The organism is Prochlorococcus sp. G4PB16 (assembly GCF_059772465.1).
Window position 1 is genome coordinate 560184 of record NZ_CM186289.1, and the last position, 16881, is coordinate 577064.

35 protein-coding genes and 1 pseudogene are annotated in these 16881 nt (G+C 36.2%); 17 read left to right on the forward strand and 19 right to left on the reverse strand.

All coding sequences use genetic code 11. The features are described from left to right. Window positions 1-387 precede the first annotated feature (387 nt). On the reverse strand, window positions 388-1428 hold the full coding sequence (locus tag AC6EIZ_RS03485; protein WP_498512408.1) for a prepilin-type N-terminal cleavage/methylation domain-containing protein: 1041 nt from the start codon (window positions 1426-1428) through the stop codon (window positions 388-390). 28 nt (window positions 1429-1456) lie between these two features. On the opposite strand from AC6EIZ_RS03485, the gene AC6EIZ_RS03490 reads away from it, so the two are divergent. Then, a complete protein-coding gene (locus tag AC6EIZ_RS03490; protein WP_498512410.1) occupies window positions 1457-1660 on the forward strand; it encodes a hypothetical protein in 204 nt (67 codons plus the stop codon). 591 nt (window positions 1661-2251) lie between these two features. After that, a complete protein-coding gene (locus tag AC6EIZ_RS03495) occupies window positions 2252-2416 on the forward strand; it encodes a hypothetical protein (protein WP_498512412.1) in 165 nt (54 codons plus the stop codon). A 193-nt stretch (window positions 2417-2609) separates the two neighbouring features. On the opposite strand, the gene AC6EIZ_RS03500 is transcribed toward AC6EIZ_RS03495, so the two are convergent. From AC6EIZ_RS03500 to AC6EIZ_RS03530, 7 genes are all read right to left on the reverse strand, one after another. Then, window positions 2610-2753, reverse strand: coding sequence for a Photosystem I reaction center subunit IX (locus tag AC6EIZ_RS03500; protein ID WP_498462994.1), 144 nt, complete (start codon window positions 2751-2753; stop codon window positions 2610-2612). Between the two features lie 251 nt (window positions 2754-3004). After that, complete coding sequence (locus AC6EIZ_RS03505) at window positions 3005-3142, reverse strand: hypothetical protein (protein ID WP_498512414.1); 138 nt, start codon at window positions 3140-3142, stop codon at window positions 3005-3007. Between the two features lie 372 nt (window positions 3143-3514). Next, window positions 3515-3646, reverse strand: coding sequence for a hypothetical protein (locus AC6EIZ_RS03510; protein WP_269608801.1), 132 nt, complete (start codon window positions 3644-3646; stop codon window positions 3515-3517). Window positions 3647-4316: 670 nt separating this feature from the next. Then, window positions 4317-4529 carry a photosystem II reaction center protein PsbZ gene (gene psbZ, locus AC6EIZ_RS03515; RefSeq protein ID WP_498512417.1) on the reverse strand — a complete coding sequence of 71 codons (213 nt, stop codon included), beginning with the start codon at window positions 4527-4529 and terminating at the stop codon, window positions 4317-4319. Window positions 4530-5614: 1085 nt separating this feature from the next. Beyond that, window positions 5615-5767 (reverse strand): hypothetical protein, encoded by a 153-nt coding sequence (locus AC6EIZ_RS03520; protein WP_498512419.1) that lies wholly within the window; start codon window positions 5765-5767, stop codon window positions 5615-5617. Between the two features lie 36 nt (window positions 5768-5803). After that, on the reverse strand, window positions 5804-6103 hold the full coding sequence (locus AC6EIZ_RS03525; protein WP_498512421.1) for a hypothetical protein: 300 nt from the start codon (window positions 6101-6103) through the stop codon (window positions 5804-5806). Continuing rightward, the gene (locus AC6EIZ_RS03530) at window positions 6100-6234 is read right to left on the reverse strand and encodes a hypothetical protein (protein WP_498463052.1); all 135 of its coding nucleotides are present in this window, start codon (window positions 6232-6234) and stop codon (window positions 6100-6102) included. Before AC6EIZ_RS03530 ends, AC6EIZ_RS03525 begins: the two co-directional genes overlap by 4 nt. Before the next feature lie 271 nt (window positions 6235-6505). Here AC6EIZ_RS03530 and AC6EIZ_RS03535 point away from each other — a divergent pair, with 271 nt between their 5' ends. The 3 genes from AC6EIZ_RS03535 to AC6EIZ_RS03545 are packed head-to-tail and all read left to right on the forward strand — an operon-like array spanning window position 6506 to window position 7004. Beyond that, entirely contained in the window at window positions 6506-6706 is a 201-nt protein-coding gene (locus AC6EIZ_RS03535) for a hypothetical protein (RefSeq protein ID WP_498512423.1), read from the forward strand. Between the two features lie 8 nt (window positions 6707-6714). After that, the gene (locus AC6EIZ_RS03540) at window positions 6715-6861 is read left to right on the forward strand and encodes a hypothetical protein (RefSeq protein ID WP_498512425.1); all 147 of its coding nucleotides are present in this window, start codon (window positions 6715-6717) and stop codon (window positions 6859-6861) included. 2 nt (window positions 6862-6863) lie between these two features. Next, the gene (locus AC6EIZ_RS03545) at window positions 6864-7004 is read left to right on the forward strand and encodes a hypothetical protein (protein ID WP_498512427.1); all 141 of its coding nucleotides are present in this window, start codon (window positions 6864-6866) and stop codon (window positions 7002-7004) included. Window positions 7005-7210: 206 nt separating this feature from the next. Here AC6EIZ_RS03545 and AC6EIZ_RS03550 read toward each other — a convergent pair whose 3' ends face one another. Genes AC6EIZ_RS03550 through AC6EIZ_RS03570 form a run of 5 tightly spaced genes read right to left on the reverse strand, consistent with a single transcriptional unit; the run spans window position 7211 to window position 7893 of the window. Continuing rightward, the gene (locus AC6EIZ_RS03550; protein ID WP_498512429.1) at window positions 7211-7336 is read right to left on the reverse strand and encodes a high light inducible protein; all 126 of its coding nucleotides are present in this window, start codon (window positions 7334-7336) and stop codon (window positions 7211-7213) included. Further along, window positions 7336-7485, reverse strand: coding sequence for a high light inducible protein (locus AC6EIZ_RS03555; RefSeq protein WP_413678158.1), 150 nt, complete (start codon window positions 7483-7485; stop codon window positions 7336-7338). The genes AC6EIZ_RS03550 and AC6EIZ_RS03555 overlap by 1 nt, the downstream gene beginning before the upstream one ends. Next, window positions 7485-7631 (reverse strand): high light inducible protein, encoded by a 147-nt coding sequence (locus AC6EIZ_RS03560; protein ID WP_498512431.1) that lies wholly within the window; start codon window positions 7629-7631, stop codon window positions 7485-7487. The genes AC6EIZ_RS03555 and AC6EIZ_RS03560 overlap by 1 nt, the downstream gene beginning before the upstream one ends. After that, window positions 7631-7750 carry a high light inducible protein gene (locus AC6EIZ_RS03565; RefSeq protein ID WP_011294968.1) on the reverse strand — a complete coding sequence of 40 codons (120 nt, stop codon included), beginning with the start codon at window positions 7748-7750 and terminating at the stop codon, window positions 7631-7633. Before AC6EIZ_RS03565 ends, AC6EIZ_RS03560 begins: the two co-directional genes overlap by 1 nt. 35 nt (window positions 7751-7785) lie before the next feature. Further along, the gene (locus AC6EIZ_RS03570) at window positions 7786-7893 is read right to left on the reverse strand and encodes a high light inducible protein (protein ID WP_011125327.1); all 108 of its coding nucleotides are present in this window, start codon (window positions 7891-7893) and stop codon (window positions 7786-7788) included. 236 nt (window positions 7894-8129) lie between these two features. Between AC6EIZ_RS03570 and AC6EIZ_RS03575 the strand changes: the two genes are divergently transcribed. Together AC6EIZ_RS03575 and AC6EIZ_RS03580 are read left to right on the forward strand one after the other, a co-directional pair. After that, window positions 8130-8267 carry a hypothetical protein gene (locus AC6EIZ_RS03575; protein WP_498512433.1) on the forward strand — a complete coding sequence of 46 codons (138 nt, stop codon included), beginning with the start codon at window positions 8130-8132 and terminating at the stop codon, window positions 8265-8267. A 6-nt stretch (window positions 8268-8273) separates the two neighbouring features. After that, window positions 8274-8435, forward strand: a complete 162-nt coding sequence (locus tag AC6EIZ_RS03580; protein ID WP_498512435.1) for a hypothetical protein — start codon at window positions 8274-8276, stop codon at window positions 8433-8435. 417 nt (window positions 8436-8852) lie between these two features. Here the strand turns inward: AC6EIZ_RS03580 and AC6EIZ_RS03585 are convergent, their stop codons facing one another. Further along, window positions 8853-9035 (reverse strand): hypothetical protein, encoded by a 183-nt coding sequence (locus AC6EIZ_RS03585; RefSeq protein WP_498512437.1) that lies wholly within the window; start codon window positions 9033-9035, stop codon window positions 8853-8855. Window positions 9036-9227: 192 nt separating this feature from the next. On the opposite strand from AC6EIZ_RS03585, the gene AC6EIZ_RS03590 reads away from it, so the two are divergent. Continuing rightward, entirely contained in the window at window positions 9228-9392 is a 165-nt protein-coding gene (locus AC6EIZ_RS03590; protein WP_498512412.1) for a hypothetical protein, read from the forward strand. A gap of 193 nt (window positions 9393-9585) precedes the next feature. Here the strand turns inward: AC6EIZ_RS03590 and AC6EIZ_RS03595 are convergent, their stop codons facing one another. Next, window positions 9586-9729, reverse strand: a complete 144-nt coding sequence (locus AC6EIZ_RS03595; protein WP_498462994.1) for a Photosystem I reaction center subunit IX — start codon at window positions 9727-9729, stop codon at window positions 9586-9588. A 251-nt stretch (window positions 9730-9980) separates the two neighbouring features. Continuing rightward, window positions 9981-10118: a hypothetical protein gene (locus tag AC6EIZ_RS03600; protein WP_498512414.1), complete on the reverse strand. Its 138-nt coding sequence runs from the start codon at window positions 10116-10118 to the stop codon at window positions 9981-9983. A 1092-nt stretch (window positions 10119-11210) separates the two neighbouring features. Between AC6EIZ_RS03600 and AC6EIZ_RS03605 the strand changes: the two genes are divergently transcribed. Next, window positions 11211-11735: a hemagglutinin gene (locus AC6EIZ_RS03605; protein WP_498513170.1), complete on the forward strand. Its 525-nt coding sequence runs from the start codon at window positions 11211-11213 to the stop codon at window positions 11733-11735. Here AC6EIZ_RS03605 and AC6EIZ_RS03610 read toward each other — a convergent pair. After that, window positions 11717-11887 carry a hypothetical protein gene (locus tag AC6EIZ_RS03610; RefSeq protein ID WP_498512439.1) on the reverse strand — a complete coding sequence of 57 codons (171 nt, stop codon included), beginning with the start codon at window positions 11885-11887 and terminating at the stop codon, window positions 11717-11719. The genes AC6EIZ_RS03605 and AC6EIZ_RS03610 overlap by 19 nt on opposite strands. A 126-nt stretch (window positions 11888-12013) precedes the next feature. On the opposite strand from AC6EIZ_RS03610, the pseudogene AC6EIZ_RS03615 reads away from it, so the two are divergent. From AC6EIZ_RS03615 to AC6EIZ_RS03630, 4 genes and pseudogenes are all read left to right on the forward strand, one after another. After that, a pseudogene (locus AC6EIZ_RS03615) lies at window positions 12014-12309 on the forward strand (DUF3764 family protein). A gap of 288 nt (window positions 12310-12597) precedes the next feature. Then, window positions 12598-12987, forward strand: a complete 390-nt coding sequence (locus tag AC6EIZ_RS03620) for a DUF3804 family protein (RefSeq protein ID WP_498512441.1) — start codon at window positions 12598-12600, stop codon at window positions 12985-12987. A gap of 211 nt (window positions 12988-13198) precedes the next feature. Continuing rightward, window positions 13199-13363, forward strand: a complete 165-nt coding sequence (locus AC6EIZ_RS03625; protein WP_498512442.1) for a hypothetical protein — start codon at window positions 13199-13201, stop codon at window positions 13361-13363. 57 nt (window positions 13364-13420) lie between these two features. Then, the gene (locus AC6EIZ_RS03630) at window positions 13421-13609 is read left to right on the forward strand and encodes a hypothetical protein (protein ID WP_498512444.1); all 189 of its coding nucleotides are present in this window, start codon (window positions 13421-13423) and stop codon (window positions 13607-13609) included. A 44-nt stretch (window positions 13610-13653) separates the two neighbouring features. Here the strand turns inward: AC6EIZ_RS03630 and AC6EIZ_RS03635 are convergent, their stop codons facing one another. Further along, complete coding sequence (locus tag AC6EIZ_RS03635; protein WP_498512446.1) at window positions 13654-13899, reverse strand: hypothetical protein; 246 nt, start codon at window positions 13897-13899, stop codon at window positions 13654-13656. A gap of 582 nt (window positions 13900-14481) precedes the next feature. On the opposite strand from AC6EIZ_RS03635, the gene AC6EIZ_RS03640 reads away from it, so the two are divergent. Further along, window positions 14482-14616 (forward strand): hypothetical protein, encoded by a 135-nt coding sequence (locus AC6EIZ_RS03640; RefSeq protein ID WP_498512448.1) that lies wholly within the window; start codon window positions 14482-14484, stop codon window positions 14614-14616. A 989-nt stretch (window positions 14617-15605) separates the two neighbouring features. On the opposite strand, the gene AC6EIZ_RS03645 is transcribed toward AC6EIZ_RS03640, so the two are convergent. Continuing rightward, window positions 15606-15842, reverse strand: coding sequence for a hypothetical protein (locus AC6EIZ_RS03645; protein WP_498512450.1), 237 nt, complete (start codon window positions 15840-15842; stop codon window positions 15606-15608). A gap of 121 nt (window positions 15843-15963) precedes the next feature. Here AC6EIZ_RS03645 and AC6EIZ_RS03650 point away from each other — a divergent pair, with 121 nt between their 5' ends. From AC6EIZ_RS03650 to AC6EIZ_RS03660, 3 genes are read left to right on the forward strand one after another with little or no spacing between them, the layout of a single operon-like run. Continuing rightward, a complete protein-coding gene (locus AC6EIZ_RS03650; RefSeq protein WP_498512451.1) occupies window positions 15964-16290 on the forward strand; it encodes a GIY-YIG nuclease family protein in 327 nt (108 codons plus the stop codon). Next, a complete protein-coding gene (locus tag AC6EIZ_RS03655; protein ID WP_498512453.1) occupies window positions 16235-16618 on the forward strand; it encodes a hypothetical protein in 384 nt (127 codons plus the stop codon). The genes AC6EIZ_RS03650 and AC6EIZ_RS03655 overlap by 56 nt, the downstream gene beginning before the upstream one ends. A 5-nt stretch (window positions 16619-16623) precedes the next feature. Continuing rightward, window positions 16624-16746, forward strand: a complete 123-nt coding sequence (locus AC6EIZ_RS03660; RefSeq protein WP_498512455.1) for a hypothetical protein — start codon at window positions 16624-16626, stop codon at window positions 16744-16746. Window positions 16747-16881: the final 135 nt, after the last annotated feature.

Sequence of the window (16881 nt, forward strand, 5' to 3'; positions counted from 1 at the left end):
GAATTAACCGTCAACTTAACTATTTACATAATGACTATTGCAACTTTCCTCGAAGCAAGCGAATTATTGGGTTATAGAACCCTTCGACGCTATACAAATTAAAAAAAGAAGGTCAACTTGATGATTATGTAGTCACATTGAAGGGCGTGCTCATTTGGTTATAAGCCGGTAGGAAAACCAAAATTAAAGGATTATCTAGGCTCAATATTACGCTGGAGAATTGATGGGGTGATAAATAACCACTATTGACAAATTAACCAGCTGTTGACATGAAAACGCTTGGTATGACTAATAATTAACCTATTCCATAACTATTTAGGCTAACGCTTGCTACAACTTGCGACCTTCGGATGACCCACTCAGGCAGCCCCAGAAAGAACCTATTACTTACTCCATTCCATTTGTCAAAGTATCCCAATCAATAGATGGATGCATTTGTTTTACTCTTTCTAGCAAAACAGGATCAGAAGGAACCCTCATTAATGCATTACCTTCTGCATCAAATATAGTTCTTGGGCTTATGAGGGCACGTCCTAAATTCGTACCGCCAATATAGTGAGCACTTCTAACTTCAAAAGGCTTAGTAGGCGGCCCCTCAGGGAAAAAATCATCCGGCACGCGTACCAAGGGACATCGATCGACTTGTGGTGCCCATGAATGCTGAGGATTTGTATTTGCTCCATACACCGCTACATAGCTATTAACTTCAGTTTCGCTTAAGGCTGGTTTGTAAGTATTTCCCACAAGAATATCTGCTGATGGATCTCCTTCTTTTACTAAACCTGCATGAACCACACAATTACGGCCTCTATACCCAGACGAATCACTAAATTGAAATCCAATCTGATAATTCATAATCTGAGGATTCCCGTCTGAGTCTGTCAGTATTATTGGCTTTCCATTTTGATCTATTGACACACCATTTTTTGTTGTTGTTTCTCCTCCTCCTTCTCCAGATGAATTACCACTACCAACTAAGCAAATCGCCCCTAAGCAATCTTGAAAGTTACTCCCTGTCTCCCCTTTAAAGCTATAAGTTAATTCATTCCCATTAGAAGCCAATATAAAAGTAGGCAATATATTTATATCAGTAGGTATTGCACTAATCAATCCAGTTCCTGATGCTCCATCACAACCATTAGATCCATCAGATTGGATTTGATAAGAATTTAAATTGCTTGAAGTAAACGTACCTGAATTACCTGTACCAGCTTTATTAATTTCACACTCAGTTTGAATTTGTTTCATCGCTGCCAATGCAGCAGTCGCTTGAGCTTTTCTCTGGAAGCAGGTAAACGTGGGAATCGAAATTGCAGCTAAGACTGCCAGTACAGAAACAACAACGACCAATTCAATTAAAGAAAAACCTTCCTCACCTTTCTTACGCAAGAGCTTCCTTGAGAGTTTTAGCTGTAAATTTTGCTCCATCTAGTCAATCTAGATTAAATTTATAAAGGTGTCTTCAAGTATTGAGTACCTTGCTAATGGTTCCACTAATGCTGTTTATCTGGGCATTGGATACACAAAACCAGAATTAACAGATATAGAAGTTACGGCTGGAGTTGGAAAAAGATTGCAACTATACATAAGGTTTCTCCATCAACAGCTAGACGGTGGTCAATCTCTTGAAAACCAGGCAAAAGAAAAACCTCCTTTTTAGGGGAGGTTCTCTACTCCTTAACCTGAGCTAGCAGTTGCTAGCAGAGCTAAGCCTTAACTTGATTGGTTTATTTTAACCTTCTCTTTCTAGATTTTGCGAGAAAGGGAACTGTTACCTAGTACAGCCCCCCGACTCTGATTAGTAGAAATTCCGATAACTACCAAAGTGATAAAAATCTGAGAAAAAATATTTAATCCTGGAGTTCGGTTGAGTAGTGCTTTCTTTCTCCCTGGGGAAGAAGGTTGCTTATGAGCAGATAAAAGAAAACCCTCGCTGTGGAGGGTTTCAAAAACTTAATGAGGAAGTTTTGCGAAGAGACGACAGGATTTCACCAACTGCCCCCTGATCTAGCTTGAGCTTGTTGAACGCAACACAGCCTCTAACCCAGTTACTCGCTCTTGCATAATACAAGAATAGAAGTAAATTCCTAAACACTGTAGTTCGGTTGAAGTAGGGCTTTCCAATCTTTTCTAAACCTCTTTAGTAATAACTAAGCAACTTTTTTTACATGCTTGGCAAATTGAGTAATTTTCTCGATTCACAAATGATTATCGTTTCGACATCGTATTAAAACTATTCCCTGCTTCGACTATGGGTTCTTTAGCAAAAGATACACATAGGTATGCTTTCTCAATGGTTGAAGCAGCGAGGATAATGCCAGCGGATAGAGCAGAAAAACTAGATCACATAAAGCAATTAAGATTCAATGTTCAATTAAAGAATTTAAGAAAAAGAATCAACAGAAGAATCACTTAGAACTGAACTTTTGTACGAAGACTATGTCTCTTTTGACAAAGGATAATTAGTAGACGTTTTCCTATTATTTAACTCAGTAGGTATATGTGGATAAGCTTTAATGTTTCTCCTTAAGCTATTACGCCTGAATAAGCAATCGCTGTGAATATTGTTATCTTTGAAATCAAAAAGAACTGTATACGCTTATTCACTTTTAGGACATTGGATGGAATAAAAGATCTGGAAAAAAGTAATTAAAAATAATGATGTTGGTAGCTGTGATCGACATAAAAATTGTTGCAACAACTGGGGCTGATCTAAACCATTTAGTTCGAAATATTTTGAATAACGATTTCATAATCTTTTAAACGATTACAGAGGAACCAACTTGAAATGCACCAGTAAGTAAAAGTAATGCGGGAAGATTCCAAAGAATCAAAACTTTTAAAGCAGTAGATTTGTAACTTGTAGTAGTCATTTCTGATTGGTGGTGAGAATGTTTTCAGTGAAACGCAGACCAAACACTGATTCGTTAAATTTAAAAGCTGCCTTCTTTTTTTGTGATTAGATCGGGGTAGGGCTAACCGTGGAATAAATTTTTCTTATGAATCAAAATGTTCCTTGGAACTCAGGAAAAGTCATCCCATCTCCATCATTGTCATCATCATCAAAACCAGAGATTAAAACCCATATACCACCAAGAGCAAGCAAAGCTGCTGAACAAATTACAATTACTTGGCTTGGCATTTTTAGATTTTGTTTAGTAGGTGTTTAAGTCGAATTTTGAATCAATGGCCTTAACTGGAATTGGATTATTTGCTAGAGACTCTTCTCCTGAAGAAGCTTTAAGAATGACGCCAGCCCCACCTACTAATAAAACGGCGAACATAATTGCGTGATATGCCGTAAACATTTCAATAATTCAGACATAGCAAAATCTAATTAGTTGAGATATGGCAGTGTTGTAGTACAAAGCGAATGATTGTGGGGTGTTTCTACTACTACTGTCAGGCGGTAGCTAATTGCTTAGTAACGAGCGTAAACATCAAACAAAGTTATTAATTCACCAAGGTCGAACTTGGATTTTTTCTTCGTTTTGGCTTGAGGAGAGACGGTCATTTATGGCTTAGAAAGTTTATGAAGAGCCTTGTCAGACTTTTTTAAAATTTTTAGAGCCTCTTTCCTTGAAGTACAAGCATCTGCTTTTGCTTGAAGTTTTAAAAGTTTGGCATGTTGTTTCTCTAAGTTCATGCAACACCAGGAATAATTTGTCCAGTGACGAAATAGCTAGCTGCCATAAAAACGAAAGCCATCATTGAAGCTCTTCCAATAAAAGTCATGGATTCAGATAAAGAAGACAAGAAACCTAACAACTTTAATCTTTAAGCGAGTAAAGCCTAGTCGTAAGGTTCTCCGATTTGTATATTTTGAGCTATAAAAAAGAAAACCCTCGCAGTGGAGGGATTCAAAACTGTGTGAGGAAGTTTTGCGAAGAGAGGATAGGATTACAACAACTACCCCCTCCTCTAACTAGAGCTCGATCCGCAACACACCTTTTAACGTAGTTACTCGCTCTTGCATTATATTAATATAAAAGTAAGTTCTCTATAACTAAAGTTCGGTTGGGGTAGGGCTTTCCAATCTTTTCTTGTTTTTCAAGTTGATTTCACCTTTTCATTGAGATGAATTGTTCTGTATGAAGCCTTAAAGGGATAGAAGTAAAAAACTTAAGCTGTATTTATTTAAGTGATGCTAAGTAATGAAATTGATAGGGCAGAGTAGTAGCAACACTAATTACGATCAAAAACATACTTGTTTTATTCAACCGTTTCATGGCCTTATATTTACTATAAATTAATTTAATTGGCATAAAAAAAAACCGTGATTTTTTGAACAATGATTCTATAAATTGATTTTTAATTTAACCAGAATAACCTTGTGCAATTCCACCCACTAATCCATTCAAAAAAACCAATACGAACCAAACACCACCAAGAGCTTCTATTTTTCTTATGTTTGGATTTCTATTGTCCTCTGGACTATCTTGAGTCATATAAAAAACTGGAACACCTACTACTAACAGCAAAGATGAGAACAAAAGTGCATTAGCGAGTATGCCTGCAATAATAGACATTTTTGAATAATCTAAAGGTCAATTTATGAAGCCGAAGTATCTTAACTTTTAGCACGAAGAGCTAACTATCTACAACAAGCCTTAAGTCTTAGAGCTAATAAAATCTCACCAAGATCGAACCTATGCTTTTCCTTTGTTTTGGGTTGCGTGTAGCAGTCAATTGTTTTTGATCTTTATCTAAAGTCGTTACCTTCACCCAGTTGCCAGAGTGAAGCTCCACCAGAAATGAGCATTATTCCAAACACTATTGCGTGATAGGGAGTGAACAAACCAGTGACCAATTTTTGTAAACCTAACTAATTTTTCCAAGCTTCTGTTGTAGCAAAAGTACCCCATAGAAACTAGAAAACCCTCTTTTTAAGGAGGGTTTAATAGCTTTAATAATTACTCAATGCTCCTAATCGAAGATTAAGAGGATTATGCCTAGTATGTAGGAAATGCAAAGCTTAACCTGAGTATTTGTTTACCAAAAAAAGTGCAGACCTAATGAACTTTTTAATGATGTGCGAGCAAAGGGACAGGATTTCACCGACTGTCCCCTTCTCTGACTAGAGCTTGAACGCAACGTGTCTTTAGTAGAAGTTACTCGCTCTTGCGTGAATAAAGCATAAAAAGAATTTCTTTAAAACTGATGTTCGGTTGAGGTAGGGCTTTCCTACTCCCTTCTTACTAATAAGAGGTGTAGTACGAAGGTGTAGCAAGGAGGGTCTATGAAACTCTTTACTCCTTTCACCATTCCTCAAAAAAACAATTGCGATCTTTGCAGGATTGAAAAGAATAAGCAAAAAGTAGTTGAGGATCCATTCATTAGATCGACTATTTAAAAACCTCTATAAGCAAAGATTCGATTTCGTATTCGACTAACCGCGTTCTTCAGTTGAAAGGCTAAACTCAAACTATCAAGTTAAGACTTAGCTCTGCTAGCAACTGCTAGCTCAGGTTAAGCATAAGGAAGCCTCCCCTAATAAGGAGGCTTTCATTTTGTATATGGTTGAATATTTAATCGACTCAAAAACAAATACCCACAAAGATCAATTATCAGAAGAAAAAACTTAGTAGTACGATCATTAGATAATCGTTCATGATTATTTCTCTCTATTTTTTCTGATCAATGGGTTCTTTGGAAAGAAAAAAGTTACTAAACGACCAAAGAAAAAGCTTCCTAGCAAAATGAATCCACCACCACCAACATAAATAAGAAGGTTTGCTTTAGTAGAGGTAGCGAGAATCGGAATCATGGCAACAGCATTTCAAATAACAAAGTTAAAGTTCACTCAGTTCGTATTCAAAAAACAAAAGTCAAAAAGAAATATTTTAAAATTTGCTGGATAGTTATTCCAAGCCAATTTTCTTAGTTCATCTAATTCGTCTTCCGTCATTCTTTTCATATTTGCGTAGACGTAAAGAGCATCATCAATTTCCTTAGAGACATTTTTTTTAAGAGAAAATGTACCATCAGTTTTATTAGGGACAAAAGCTTCTTGATAAGTGTTAAAGAAATCGATCTTTTGAATATCCGTTTTACATTCTTTTGCTAATTTGCCGAACTTTGATTTGTTGTTCAAATTGATCACTTAATAGAAGTATGAGAAAGAATCAAATGAAGTTCTAATGGGGTTAAATCAGTATTTTCTATTCCCCATAGTTCTCCTTTGTCTGAAGCTTCAATAATTGATTCGTAAAAATCAGCAGAGAATTTTGGCATTATTGGATTAAAAAATACAGTTAATTAGGAGATAATGTTTAGCGAGAAAAGGAAGATGCTATGCAGTACAGCTTCCTTAACTCTAATTGATTCACTACTACGGGAATCAACATCTAATGAGCATAACTTAAAGCTTTTGAGAAAAATAGTTCGGTCGAGGTAGGGCTAACTAGTTACGGTTTACTTTTTTTAGATCATTACTTAATCAAATAATTTTTAAGGTCACAGTAAGAAAATTCTCCTTTTAATATCGTTTTTTTAACAGATAAGCATGGGAGAAGCCAAAAGAAGAAGAGAACTCGGATTACCTCCAAAGTCAAAAGAAGAGAAGAAAACAAAGACCAACGAAAAACAGTTCTCATGGTCACAATTATCGATTAACAAACTAAAGAATCAGTATCCGGCAGCGCCTTTTGTGACTACTGCTTTGGTTTTAATAGTTTTACAATGGGGTTTCTCGCTAAATAGCTGAATACCTAAATGGAATTCTTTGATGAGTTCGAAATAATTGGTGGAATCATTCCTAATTTGATTGGGTTAGCGATTTTCTGCGGTGTGATTATTTATTTTGATCAAACCAGAAAAGCAAAAGTCAGACGAGGAGAGAAAGTACCTCCTCATCAATAAAAATGATTCTTTTAGCTAAAGCTCAAATTATTGGTGGCATCGTTCCTAATCTGATTGCTTTTGGTTTGTTCCTTGGAGCAATTGGATACTTTGCTTCAACGGGAAAGATGGCTGAAATGTTCGGCTGGAAAGGCAAGAAATAAAGCTATCACTAGCGAGTAAAGACTCGGGAGACCCCGCTGAGATCCCAGTCTCATTTACCCATAAAAAAAGACAGGCTGGGAAACCTGTCTCTCACTGATCGGGGCGACAGGATTCGAACCTGCGACCTAGTGCTCCCAAAGCACTAAAAAAGCCCCTTCCGTAATGACAGAGAAGGAGCTTTTTATATTAGATTTAAAAACTAGGCTTAAACAATTCCTGGGATGAGCCAGCCTGTTATTCCGTAGTTAATCACAGCTGCAAAGAATCCCATCATCGCAAGGCGGCCATTCATTTGCTCGGCTGTTTTCCAATAGTTAGTTTCTTTGTTCATTACACGAAACCTGGAATGATTTGACCTGTTGTTGCATATGCACCTATAAGAGCAATGCATCCAAACAATGCTGCATAGCCGTTAAGTCTTTCTGCAGTTACCTTTTCAGGATCAATGTTTCTGCTGTTGTTGTTGTTTTGAGTAGTCATTAAACGATACCTGGAATGATTTGACCGGTTGTTAGATATGCACCGATGAGTGCCCAACATCCAACGAATGCTGCGTAGCCATTGAGTCTTTCAGCAATTACTTTGCCTTCTTCTACTCTTGGAGTTTCAGTATTTTGGTTTTTCACTAAACAACACCTGGGATAAGTTGACCGGTTGTTAGGTAGATACCTGTTAGTAGAACGAATGCCATCATGGCTGGTCTGCCGATGCTTCTTTCTAGGATTGTTTTGTTAGATGGTTGCATTGTTTTTAGTAATTAATTAATTAGTAGTTATTGGTTTAGAAAATTCCAGGAATGATTTGACCTGTTGTTGCATATGCACCGAAGGCTGCAACGAAGCCAAGCATTGCTGCCCAACCGTTAAACTTTTCTGCTTCTGGAGTCATTACTGGAATTGCGTTGATGTGACAAACATAAAGTATTAACTTTGTTGATCAAAGATACGGTCAGGTACGGCTTCTTCTAAAAATCAATAGTAATAAGTCTCAAAAGCCAACTACAGCAACTCATTAGAGAGATCTTTATCACATGATTAGATCTGTTAATGACTCTAATAAGTATAAATAGCCCGAACTGGTTAGCCCTACTTCAACCGTCCTACAGCACCTGAGACCTCTTTTTTATGCTAAGTCAACCCGAATTTTTAGTCATTCTTGCAATCAACAAAACCACTGCTGCAAAACTAATCGTTCTCTGGAATCTTCCAGCACTTCTTTTACTAGCTGGGGCTTTCGAAGTTGGTACAACCGTATTTGCTTAATTATTAATGACATTATCTAAAAGTCCTAAAAATTGGTCCGAGTGGAACAACACTAAGCATTTCACTGATTATTCAAGAGATTCAGGTACAGGCAAATTTGTTCGCTTTACCATTGCTGCCTTGCTATTTATTCCTGTTGGCTTCCTTACTTATATGACTACTATCTAAAAATTAAATGACTTCAACGAACACTACTAGAAGTAACAAAAGATTCGGTAAAGTGATTGCCTACGGCATAGCTGCGAAATTATCAATCTTTTCTGTATTTCTTATTTATATGATGAGGAGTTAGGTTATGACGAGACAAGAAAAAATAAAAGCAGCTGAAGAGAGAATCAAAGAATTAGAAACTCTCATAAAGCATTTTAAAAAGTAGACTTTATCTTTAACTGATAAGTTGATTAATCAACTTATCAGTAATAAGTTTTATATTAATGAAACTTATCGCATATTAATCCTTACGTTTTTTCAAGCCACTACCACTAGCAGTCATCGAGACAGATTCTGATTAGATAGACATAAATGAAAATCCAATAAACGTTAGTGCTAACGACGTAAAGATTAAGAGTAGTTCAGTAAATTTCATTAGTCTTTGTGACCAAAGAACAATTCATCTGGTCTTGGCGAGTTCATTGGTTTGGAGCAGAAACCAAACTGCAAGCACTCCATTTCCTCATCATTGATGAACTCGTGATCATGTTTAGGCAAATTGAGAATAGATTCTCTTACGTTGTGAAATAGATGATTAAAAGGATTTCCGCAGGACATAGCTAACCTCCTATCTATCTCTATCCATATTTAGTCCAACCACATGCTGAGTGACATGAGGGAGATCACTTAAGTATTTATCACTTATGAAACTAGTAACTTTTTTTACATGCTTGGCAAATTGAGTAATTTTCTCGATTCACAAATGATTATCGTTTCGACATCGTATTAAAACTATTCCCTGCTTCGACTATGGGTTCTTTAGCAAAAGATACACATAGGTATGCTTTCTCAATGGTTGAAGCAGCGAGGATAATGCCAGCGGATAGAGCAGAAAAACTAGATCACATAAAGCAATTAAGATTCAATGTTCAATTAAAGAATTTAAGAAAAAGAATCAACAGAAGAATCACTTAGAACTGAACTTTTGTACGAAGACTATGTCTCTTTTGACAAAGGATAATTAGTAGACGTTTTCCTATTATTTAACTCAGTAGGTATATGTGGATAAGCTTTAATGTTTCTCCTTAAGCTATTACGCCTGAATAAGCAATCGCTGTGAATATTGTTATCTTTGAAATCAAAAAGAACTGTATACGCTTATTCACTTTTAGGACATTGGATGGAATAAAAGATCTGGAAAAAAGTAATTAAAAATAATGATGTTGGTAGCTGTGATCGACATAAAAATTGTTGCAACAACTGGGGCTGATCTAAACCATTTAGTTCGAAATATTTTGAATAACGATTTCATAATCTTTTAAACGATTACAGAGGAACCAACTTGAAATGCACCAGTAAGTAAAAGTAATGCGGGCAGATTCCAAAGAATCAAAACTTTTAAAGCAGTAGATTTGTAACTTGTAGTAGTCATTTCTGATTGGTGGTGAGAATGTTTTCAGTGAAACGCAGACCAAACACTGATTCGTTAAATTTAAAAGCTGCCTTCTTTTTTTGTGATTAGATCGGGGTAGGGCTAACCGTGGAATAAATTTTTCTTATGAATCAAAATGTTCCTTGGAACTCAGGAAAAGTCATCCCATCTCCATCATTGTCATCATCATCAAAACCAGAGATTAAAACCCATATACCACCAAGAGCAAGCAAAGCTGCTGAACAAATTACAATTACTTGGCTTGGCATTTTTAGATTTTGTTTAGTAGGTGTTTAAGTCGAATTTTGAATCAATGGCCTTAACTGGAATTGGATTATTTGCTAGAGACTCTTCTCCTGAAGAAGCTTTAAGAATGACGCCAGCCCCACCTACTAATAAAACGGCGAACATAATTGCGTGATATGCCGTAAACATTTCAATAATTCAGACATAGCAAAATCTAATTAGTTGAGATATGGCAGTGTTGTAGTACAAAGCGAATGATTGTGGGGTGTTTCTACTACTACTGTCAGGCGGTAGCTAATTGCTTAGTAACGAGCGTAAACATCAAACAAAGTTATTAATTCACCTAATCAGAAAAATGATTTCTTTTTTGGTTGTGCCAGAGTAGGTGTGCTAATTACATGCACTGGCGAAGTCTGTTAACAAGGATTGATGAAAAGCCAATAAACAATCCAGCAGGTATAGCCATACTTGCGATAATTGTTGCTTCGTTGATTCCGTACATAATTTTTAAGCGTTGGCGCTAGCTTTGCTTAGTCGTAGTTTTAAATAAAAATTGTTTAGTGGCTCTTTTATGGAAAGTACTTTTCCGTAAAACTCTTCGCAATGTTGAATTAACGGTTTGAAAGGATTCATGTCCATTTTCTTAGTCGTAGAAGATAACTGGGAATCGAACCCCCACTAGGGAGGATTAACAAATGGTTTTGGATACAAAAAAAGTGCAGACCTAATGAACTTTTAATGAATTAGTGAATAGGGGACTGGGATTTCGACAACCGTCCCCCGATCTAGCTGATGATGCTTGCCTATCACCTATTAGTATGAAAATTAACAAGAATTTCTTAAGACCTGGTGTTCGGTTTAGGTAGGGCTTTCCCACTTCCTTTTTAAAAACAGGAGGAGTAGACCAAAGATGTAGCAAGAGGAGGTCTTTATGAGACTATTCACTCCCTTCACTATCCCTCAAAAAGACAACTGCGATCTTTGCAGGATTAACAACCAAAAGAAAAAAGCAATTGAAAATCATCTATTAGATAACCTTTTTAGAAACCTTTACAGGCAGAGATTCGATTTCGTTTTTGACTGACCTTGAACACAGTAGTAAAGGAGGAGTTCAAATGCGTTTAAATTTTGTTCCTACTCATGTTTTCCGTGAGACACCTCAAGTATCTTTCTTCGATGCAGGAGTAAACGGATGTAATGGCTCTGATGTAGTCATTCATCACGGTAATGCCATTTCACCTCCAAACGATGGTGATTTTGAACAGTATTACGTACATCGACATCAAATTGATCACAATTTAGTAATTGAAGGTAGTCGTGTTTTCACTTTGATCAATCCTGAATGGGATGAACCTCATCACATTATTTATTTAAATCGTGCAATGGGCGCACTTCAAATTCCTGTCGGAACATATCATCGATCAATCTCTAATAAAGAAGGAAGTATTGTTTTAAACCAAGCCGTAAGAGATGAAAAATTTAATCCTGAAAATGAATTTACACCAGTTAGTTTAAGAGACAGAAAAGATCTGCAAGAAGCTCAAAAGAAAAATCCTGTTTACTGGGTTTGGGAAAAAGATCAGGTTAAAAGGATTAAGTTAGATCCAGTTTTTCATTGCAATCATCCAATTCGGACATAGTGAGGTTTACATATCTCCTTGTTTCTCCATCCGAAGATTTCAGCCATTTCTTCTTTTGAAGCAAAGTATCCGATTGCTCTAAGGAACAAAAAAGCAATCAGATTTGGAACGATGCCACCAATAATTTGAGCCTCTCCAAAACTAAGAGACATAATCACAACAAAAATCTTGGCCCTGCTATCAGCGAAGTTTATACTTCCATCATTACTCTTTTTGTTATTTCTTCAAAAGTCATGAAGATAGGCTCTGTACTCTAATTTCTAAAATTTTCTGACTCAATGGTAACTGAAATCACATTTCTTGACTTTAAGTTGAGCAATACATTTGAAGAATACTGCACGCATATAAAGGCTCCTGAACAACAAGCAATGTTCAAGGAGATGGATGTGAAGACTTTTTATATTGGCCAATGCAAGGACGATCCAAAACGAGCAATCGTTATGTTTGAAGGTCCCGAAGATGTTTCATACGACATCTTCACTAACCCTGAGACAAAACAATTGTTGAGGCATCAGGTTATATTTATGAATCAACAACAATAACTCCATGGATTGATACTTGCCCCAATTTTTAGGTGGTGGAGCTTATCTGATTAACTCGAACTGGTTACCTCTACATCAACCAGTCTAGGGAGATGAAAAATCTCTGGTTATGTTCCCCGCACATTGGTTATCAGTGAGCAGGGAAAATAAGATCCCTCTCTCAGTGGGCTTTTGGTTAATCTTAAAGAGATAGAACTTTTCATAAAGCTGAATTAAAGGATTTAACGGACGGGGCTTTTTTTTTGATTGCTCAAATAAATTAAATAAAACAGCTAGATTCTTCGAATTGTGAGATGCTCTAGAGAAATACATTAAGAACATTGTCTTCAGACTCACAGCAATTAGAAGCACTTATTCAAGGTTTTACGGATAGGGCTCAAAACAAGACATTTTTACCAGCTAACACTACAAATGATTTCTTGGCTATCAGGCCAAGTGGCAACCCCATAACTGCAGAGGGTCTTGCAGGAATGTATGACAGTAAAGATTTGGTTATTGAACTCTCCGAATTAGTAAAGATTCATCGATTAGAAGCTAATTCTGATTGGGGCTTTGCTGCATTCACCTTGAAAGAAGCATTTAGCTACAAAGGTGAGCGAAACAATGATTTATCTAGTTATTCATTGATTTTCAAGAAAATAGATGGCACTTGGAAAATTTCCTGGATGCAAAGATCACAAGGAACTACAGATCTTTCAACTTGGAATTAACCAATACTTCCTTGTCGAACATTTAATGTAAAAGCTCGGTTGACAGTCGATTTATCTTGGGGTCTATGACCACCTTTTTTTTCTTCGTATATAAGAAGTATCATTTAACTAGCTAATATTGATACATACGAAATACATTATGTAAAAAATAACAAAAGAAAAGAGATAGTTATTCTATAAAAGGCTAATTAATTAATTTAATTCTGAAAATATGGAACAGGAATCTAATCATAAGGAAATAGCTAGAAAATTAGCTAAGACTATGGCGGAAAAAGCTAATGAAATAGAACTAAGAAGGTTATATGAAGAAACAATGTTTCAACAATTCATCGCCATGGATAAAAGTGAATTATCTGAGATCTTGTGGCATGGATAATCAACCTAACAAACTTTAGTTTTAAAATTCCAATTAAAAAAATTTCACTTTCTAATTATGCAATATCTTTTTAGTCTTACTCTTTCTGAAATGGGCATAAGCCCTCTTTTACTCGTAATTATAATTTCGTTTAGTCTTTTATTTATCGTTGCCTTTGGCCTTAGCTCTAAGAATATGGATAGTGATGGAATTATGGATTGGATGATGAAAAAGCCAGAAGACTGGATAGGAAATAAAAAGTCTTAAAGCATCAAGCAAATTAGAAGACGCAGAACCCCTTTTTTATTGGTTTAATCTTCTAGATTTATTGTTACAACATTTCCACCAGAGTTTGCATTAAGATTATTATCTAGCAATTCGGAATTTGCTGGTTCTTGATCTTGATCAAAGCCTTTAATCAATCCTTTTAAAATAAACATTAGAACAACAAAAAGAATAATTGGCAAGATAAAAGCAAATAAAACTTTATAGAGGATTATCCCAATCAGAGCAACTAAGACAATAGTGATAATAGTATTTTTAGTATTCTTATTCATTTTGATCTATTTAGGATCAACATCTTAAGGCATATTTTAAAAATTCTTCGTGGAAATTTTTAGTTTTTAATCAATATCAAATCCACAAAGCATTAGGAATAACGCTAAGAGTGCATAGAAATACTTGATAGGTAAATAAATTAATCGCCTAAAAAATCAGGGTGAGAAGGGTTAATCCTCCGAGTACATAAAAAAGAGAGGCTATTTGCCTCCCTTGTGATTATTCTTTCTAATCCTGCAAAGATCGCAGTTATCTTTTTTTGGGATAGTGAAGGGAGTAAAGAGTTTCATAAAACCTCCTTTCTTACACCTTTGATCTAATCCTTCTTTTTAATAGATGGGAGTAGGAAAGCACTACCTCAACCGAACATCAATACTTCAAGAGTACTTTTTATATTTACCGCACCGGTGAATGGAATGTTCAACCCCTTTATCACCGAAAATTTTTCACCCTATCCCTGCCATGACTTCAATCAATAATTCTTCAGCAGCGAAGTTCCTAGCTCTTTTCTGCATCCCTGCACTACTACTTGCATCAGGATCATTTGATGTTGCCACTTATGTAATCGTTTAATTAGCACAATGCCTAAAAATTTTTCACCTGATTTTTACGAGTCCATTCTTGAAGCTTCAGACAAAGGAGAGCTTTGGGGAATAGAAAATAGTGATTTAACCCCGCTAGAAATTCAGTTGCTTCTTTCTAATGACTTCAGCTGATAAAGCAGAATTCGAAAAGAAGGCTTTTAAGTTTCTTCCTTTTCTTGTTTTGGGAAAAATCATATTTGCCGCTTGGTTTATTTCCTACTTGGTGCAACTCTAAGTTTTCATAGTTTTTATGCAATCGACCACCGACTAGTAGTTGCAGAAACACCACAGAAACATTCGCTTTTTATCACATCACTGCTATATCTCAACTGATTAGATCTATGAGTATGGGTTTAGAAAATGTTTACTGCATATCACGTAATCATGTTCACAGTTTTATTGATAGGTGAGGCCGGAGTTGTTTTCAAGCCTCCTATGGAGATGATTCTTTAGCAAATAATCCAATTCCAGTTATGGCTACTGGATCAGAATTCGACTTAAACACTTACTAGGTCGACAGTTGATTTATCTTGGGGTCATTGGCTCCCATTTTTATGGATCAAGTAAAAACAGGTTAAAACAAGAAACCCCTCTAGAAATTCCAATTACAAAAGGGGTTATTAATTAACTCGTACTATATAAAGTCAATTATGTCTTGATGAGATTTGGCGTCAATTAATTTATAGGTGACATCAACCCAGAAACAAGCAAAGTTTGGAAAGCACTACCTCAACCGAACATCAGTTTTAAATATTTCTTTTTTATATTCCTAAGAAGCAAGAGCGAGTAACAAAGTCAAAAGCTGTGTTGCGTTTCAAGCTCTAGTCAGAGAAGGGGACAGTTGTCGAAATCCTGTCCCTTTGCTCACAAATCATAAAAAGTTCATTAGGTCTGCACTTTTTTTGGTAACCAAGCACTCAGGTTAAGCCTTGCATTTCCTACATACCGGGCATAACCAGTCTCTTCAAGACATTGATCAGGCGCTTTGAGTAACTATTAAAGTTAGTTAGCCCCCTCTTAAAAAGGGGGTTTTCTATTGCCAATAAATCAATACTCAGTTTCTATACTTGTTTTTTCAATCAGCACCTAAACCACATAACTCGATCAATACTCTTGCATTACTAGCAACAGAAGCTGTTCGCCCTAAGACAAGCTTTTTTGAATAGCACTTGCAAGTTTGCAACCAATTGAGCTGTCATTTGAGGTCTACTTAAATCCACATCTTCAAGGTTCTGAACAAGTAATTTATAGGCTGCAGCATTAATTCTTCTTACTTGCCTTCGGCTTAATCGATAAGTTTCGGCCACATGGGACGTAACGAGAGTGGTACCATTACCTTCTGCAAGAATGGTTAGCAAAACCAAAAAATTGGGGAAGCGAGAAAAGACAGCAATATGCGTCAATTCATCCCAACGGCGGAAGAGTTAGAAAAGCACTAAGGTAATTGGGAAAAAATGTTTGAGGAGGCATAACGAACTAATGAGCGAAGGAATTGTCTACTTACTAACTAACCCTGCAATGCCAAGGATGGTGAAAATTGGCAGGAAAGGAAGAAAGATTGGTGCTCGATTATCTGATTTATATACAACTGGAGTTCCACTTCCTTTTGAATGTGAATATGCAGCAAGAGTCAAAGATCAAAATGTGGTTGAATCAGCTTTTCATTTAGCTTTTGGACCTTATCGAGTGAATCCAAGAAGAGAGTTTTTTAATATCGAGCCAGAACACAGCAATTACTTTGCTCAAATTGATGGCATTAGAAGATGTAACACCAGTAATTCAACAAGAAGCCGAAAATGTCGATAAGGAGGCCAATATTGCAACTGAGAAATTCAAACAGAAAAAAAGACATGCACTGAATTTATGGACAATGGGTCTAATGGGAGAGGAAATAGTTTTTAGAGATGGAACAACTACAACAAAAATTGCTTACGATGGTTGGGTTGAACCAGTGGGATATAAACCCGAGGATGGAAAAGTTTCTTTGTCTAGGTATACGAAGGAATTGCTTGATCTTCCTAGAAATATGAGACCCTCTCGGTATTGGACATATAAAGGAGAAAGACTGAGTGATTTATATGAGGAATGGGCCGAAGCTGGTTTCCCTGATAGATCTGGGCAGAAATTGGAATAATTAAAATGCCACTAACACCAGAAGAACAAGAACAAATAACCAAAAACGCAATTTTAGAGATTGATTATTCAGGAGAGAAAGAAAAGACATTTATTCCTTATTGGCTAAAAAAAGTTCGAGATGACTAATTATTCGTTCTTTCGTTTTCATACTTATGTTTGATCTCATCCATAGTTAGCTCAACTCCATTCAGCTTCTTATAAGCCTGTTGATAGTCCTTCTTACAGTAGTCGAGGACATGTCAAGGTACTTGTCAGTGTCTT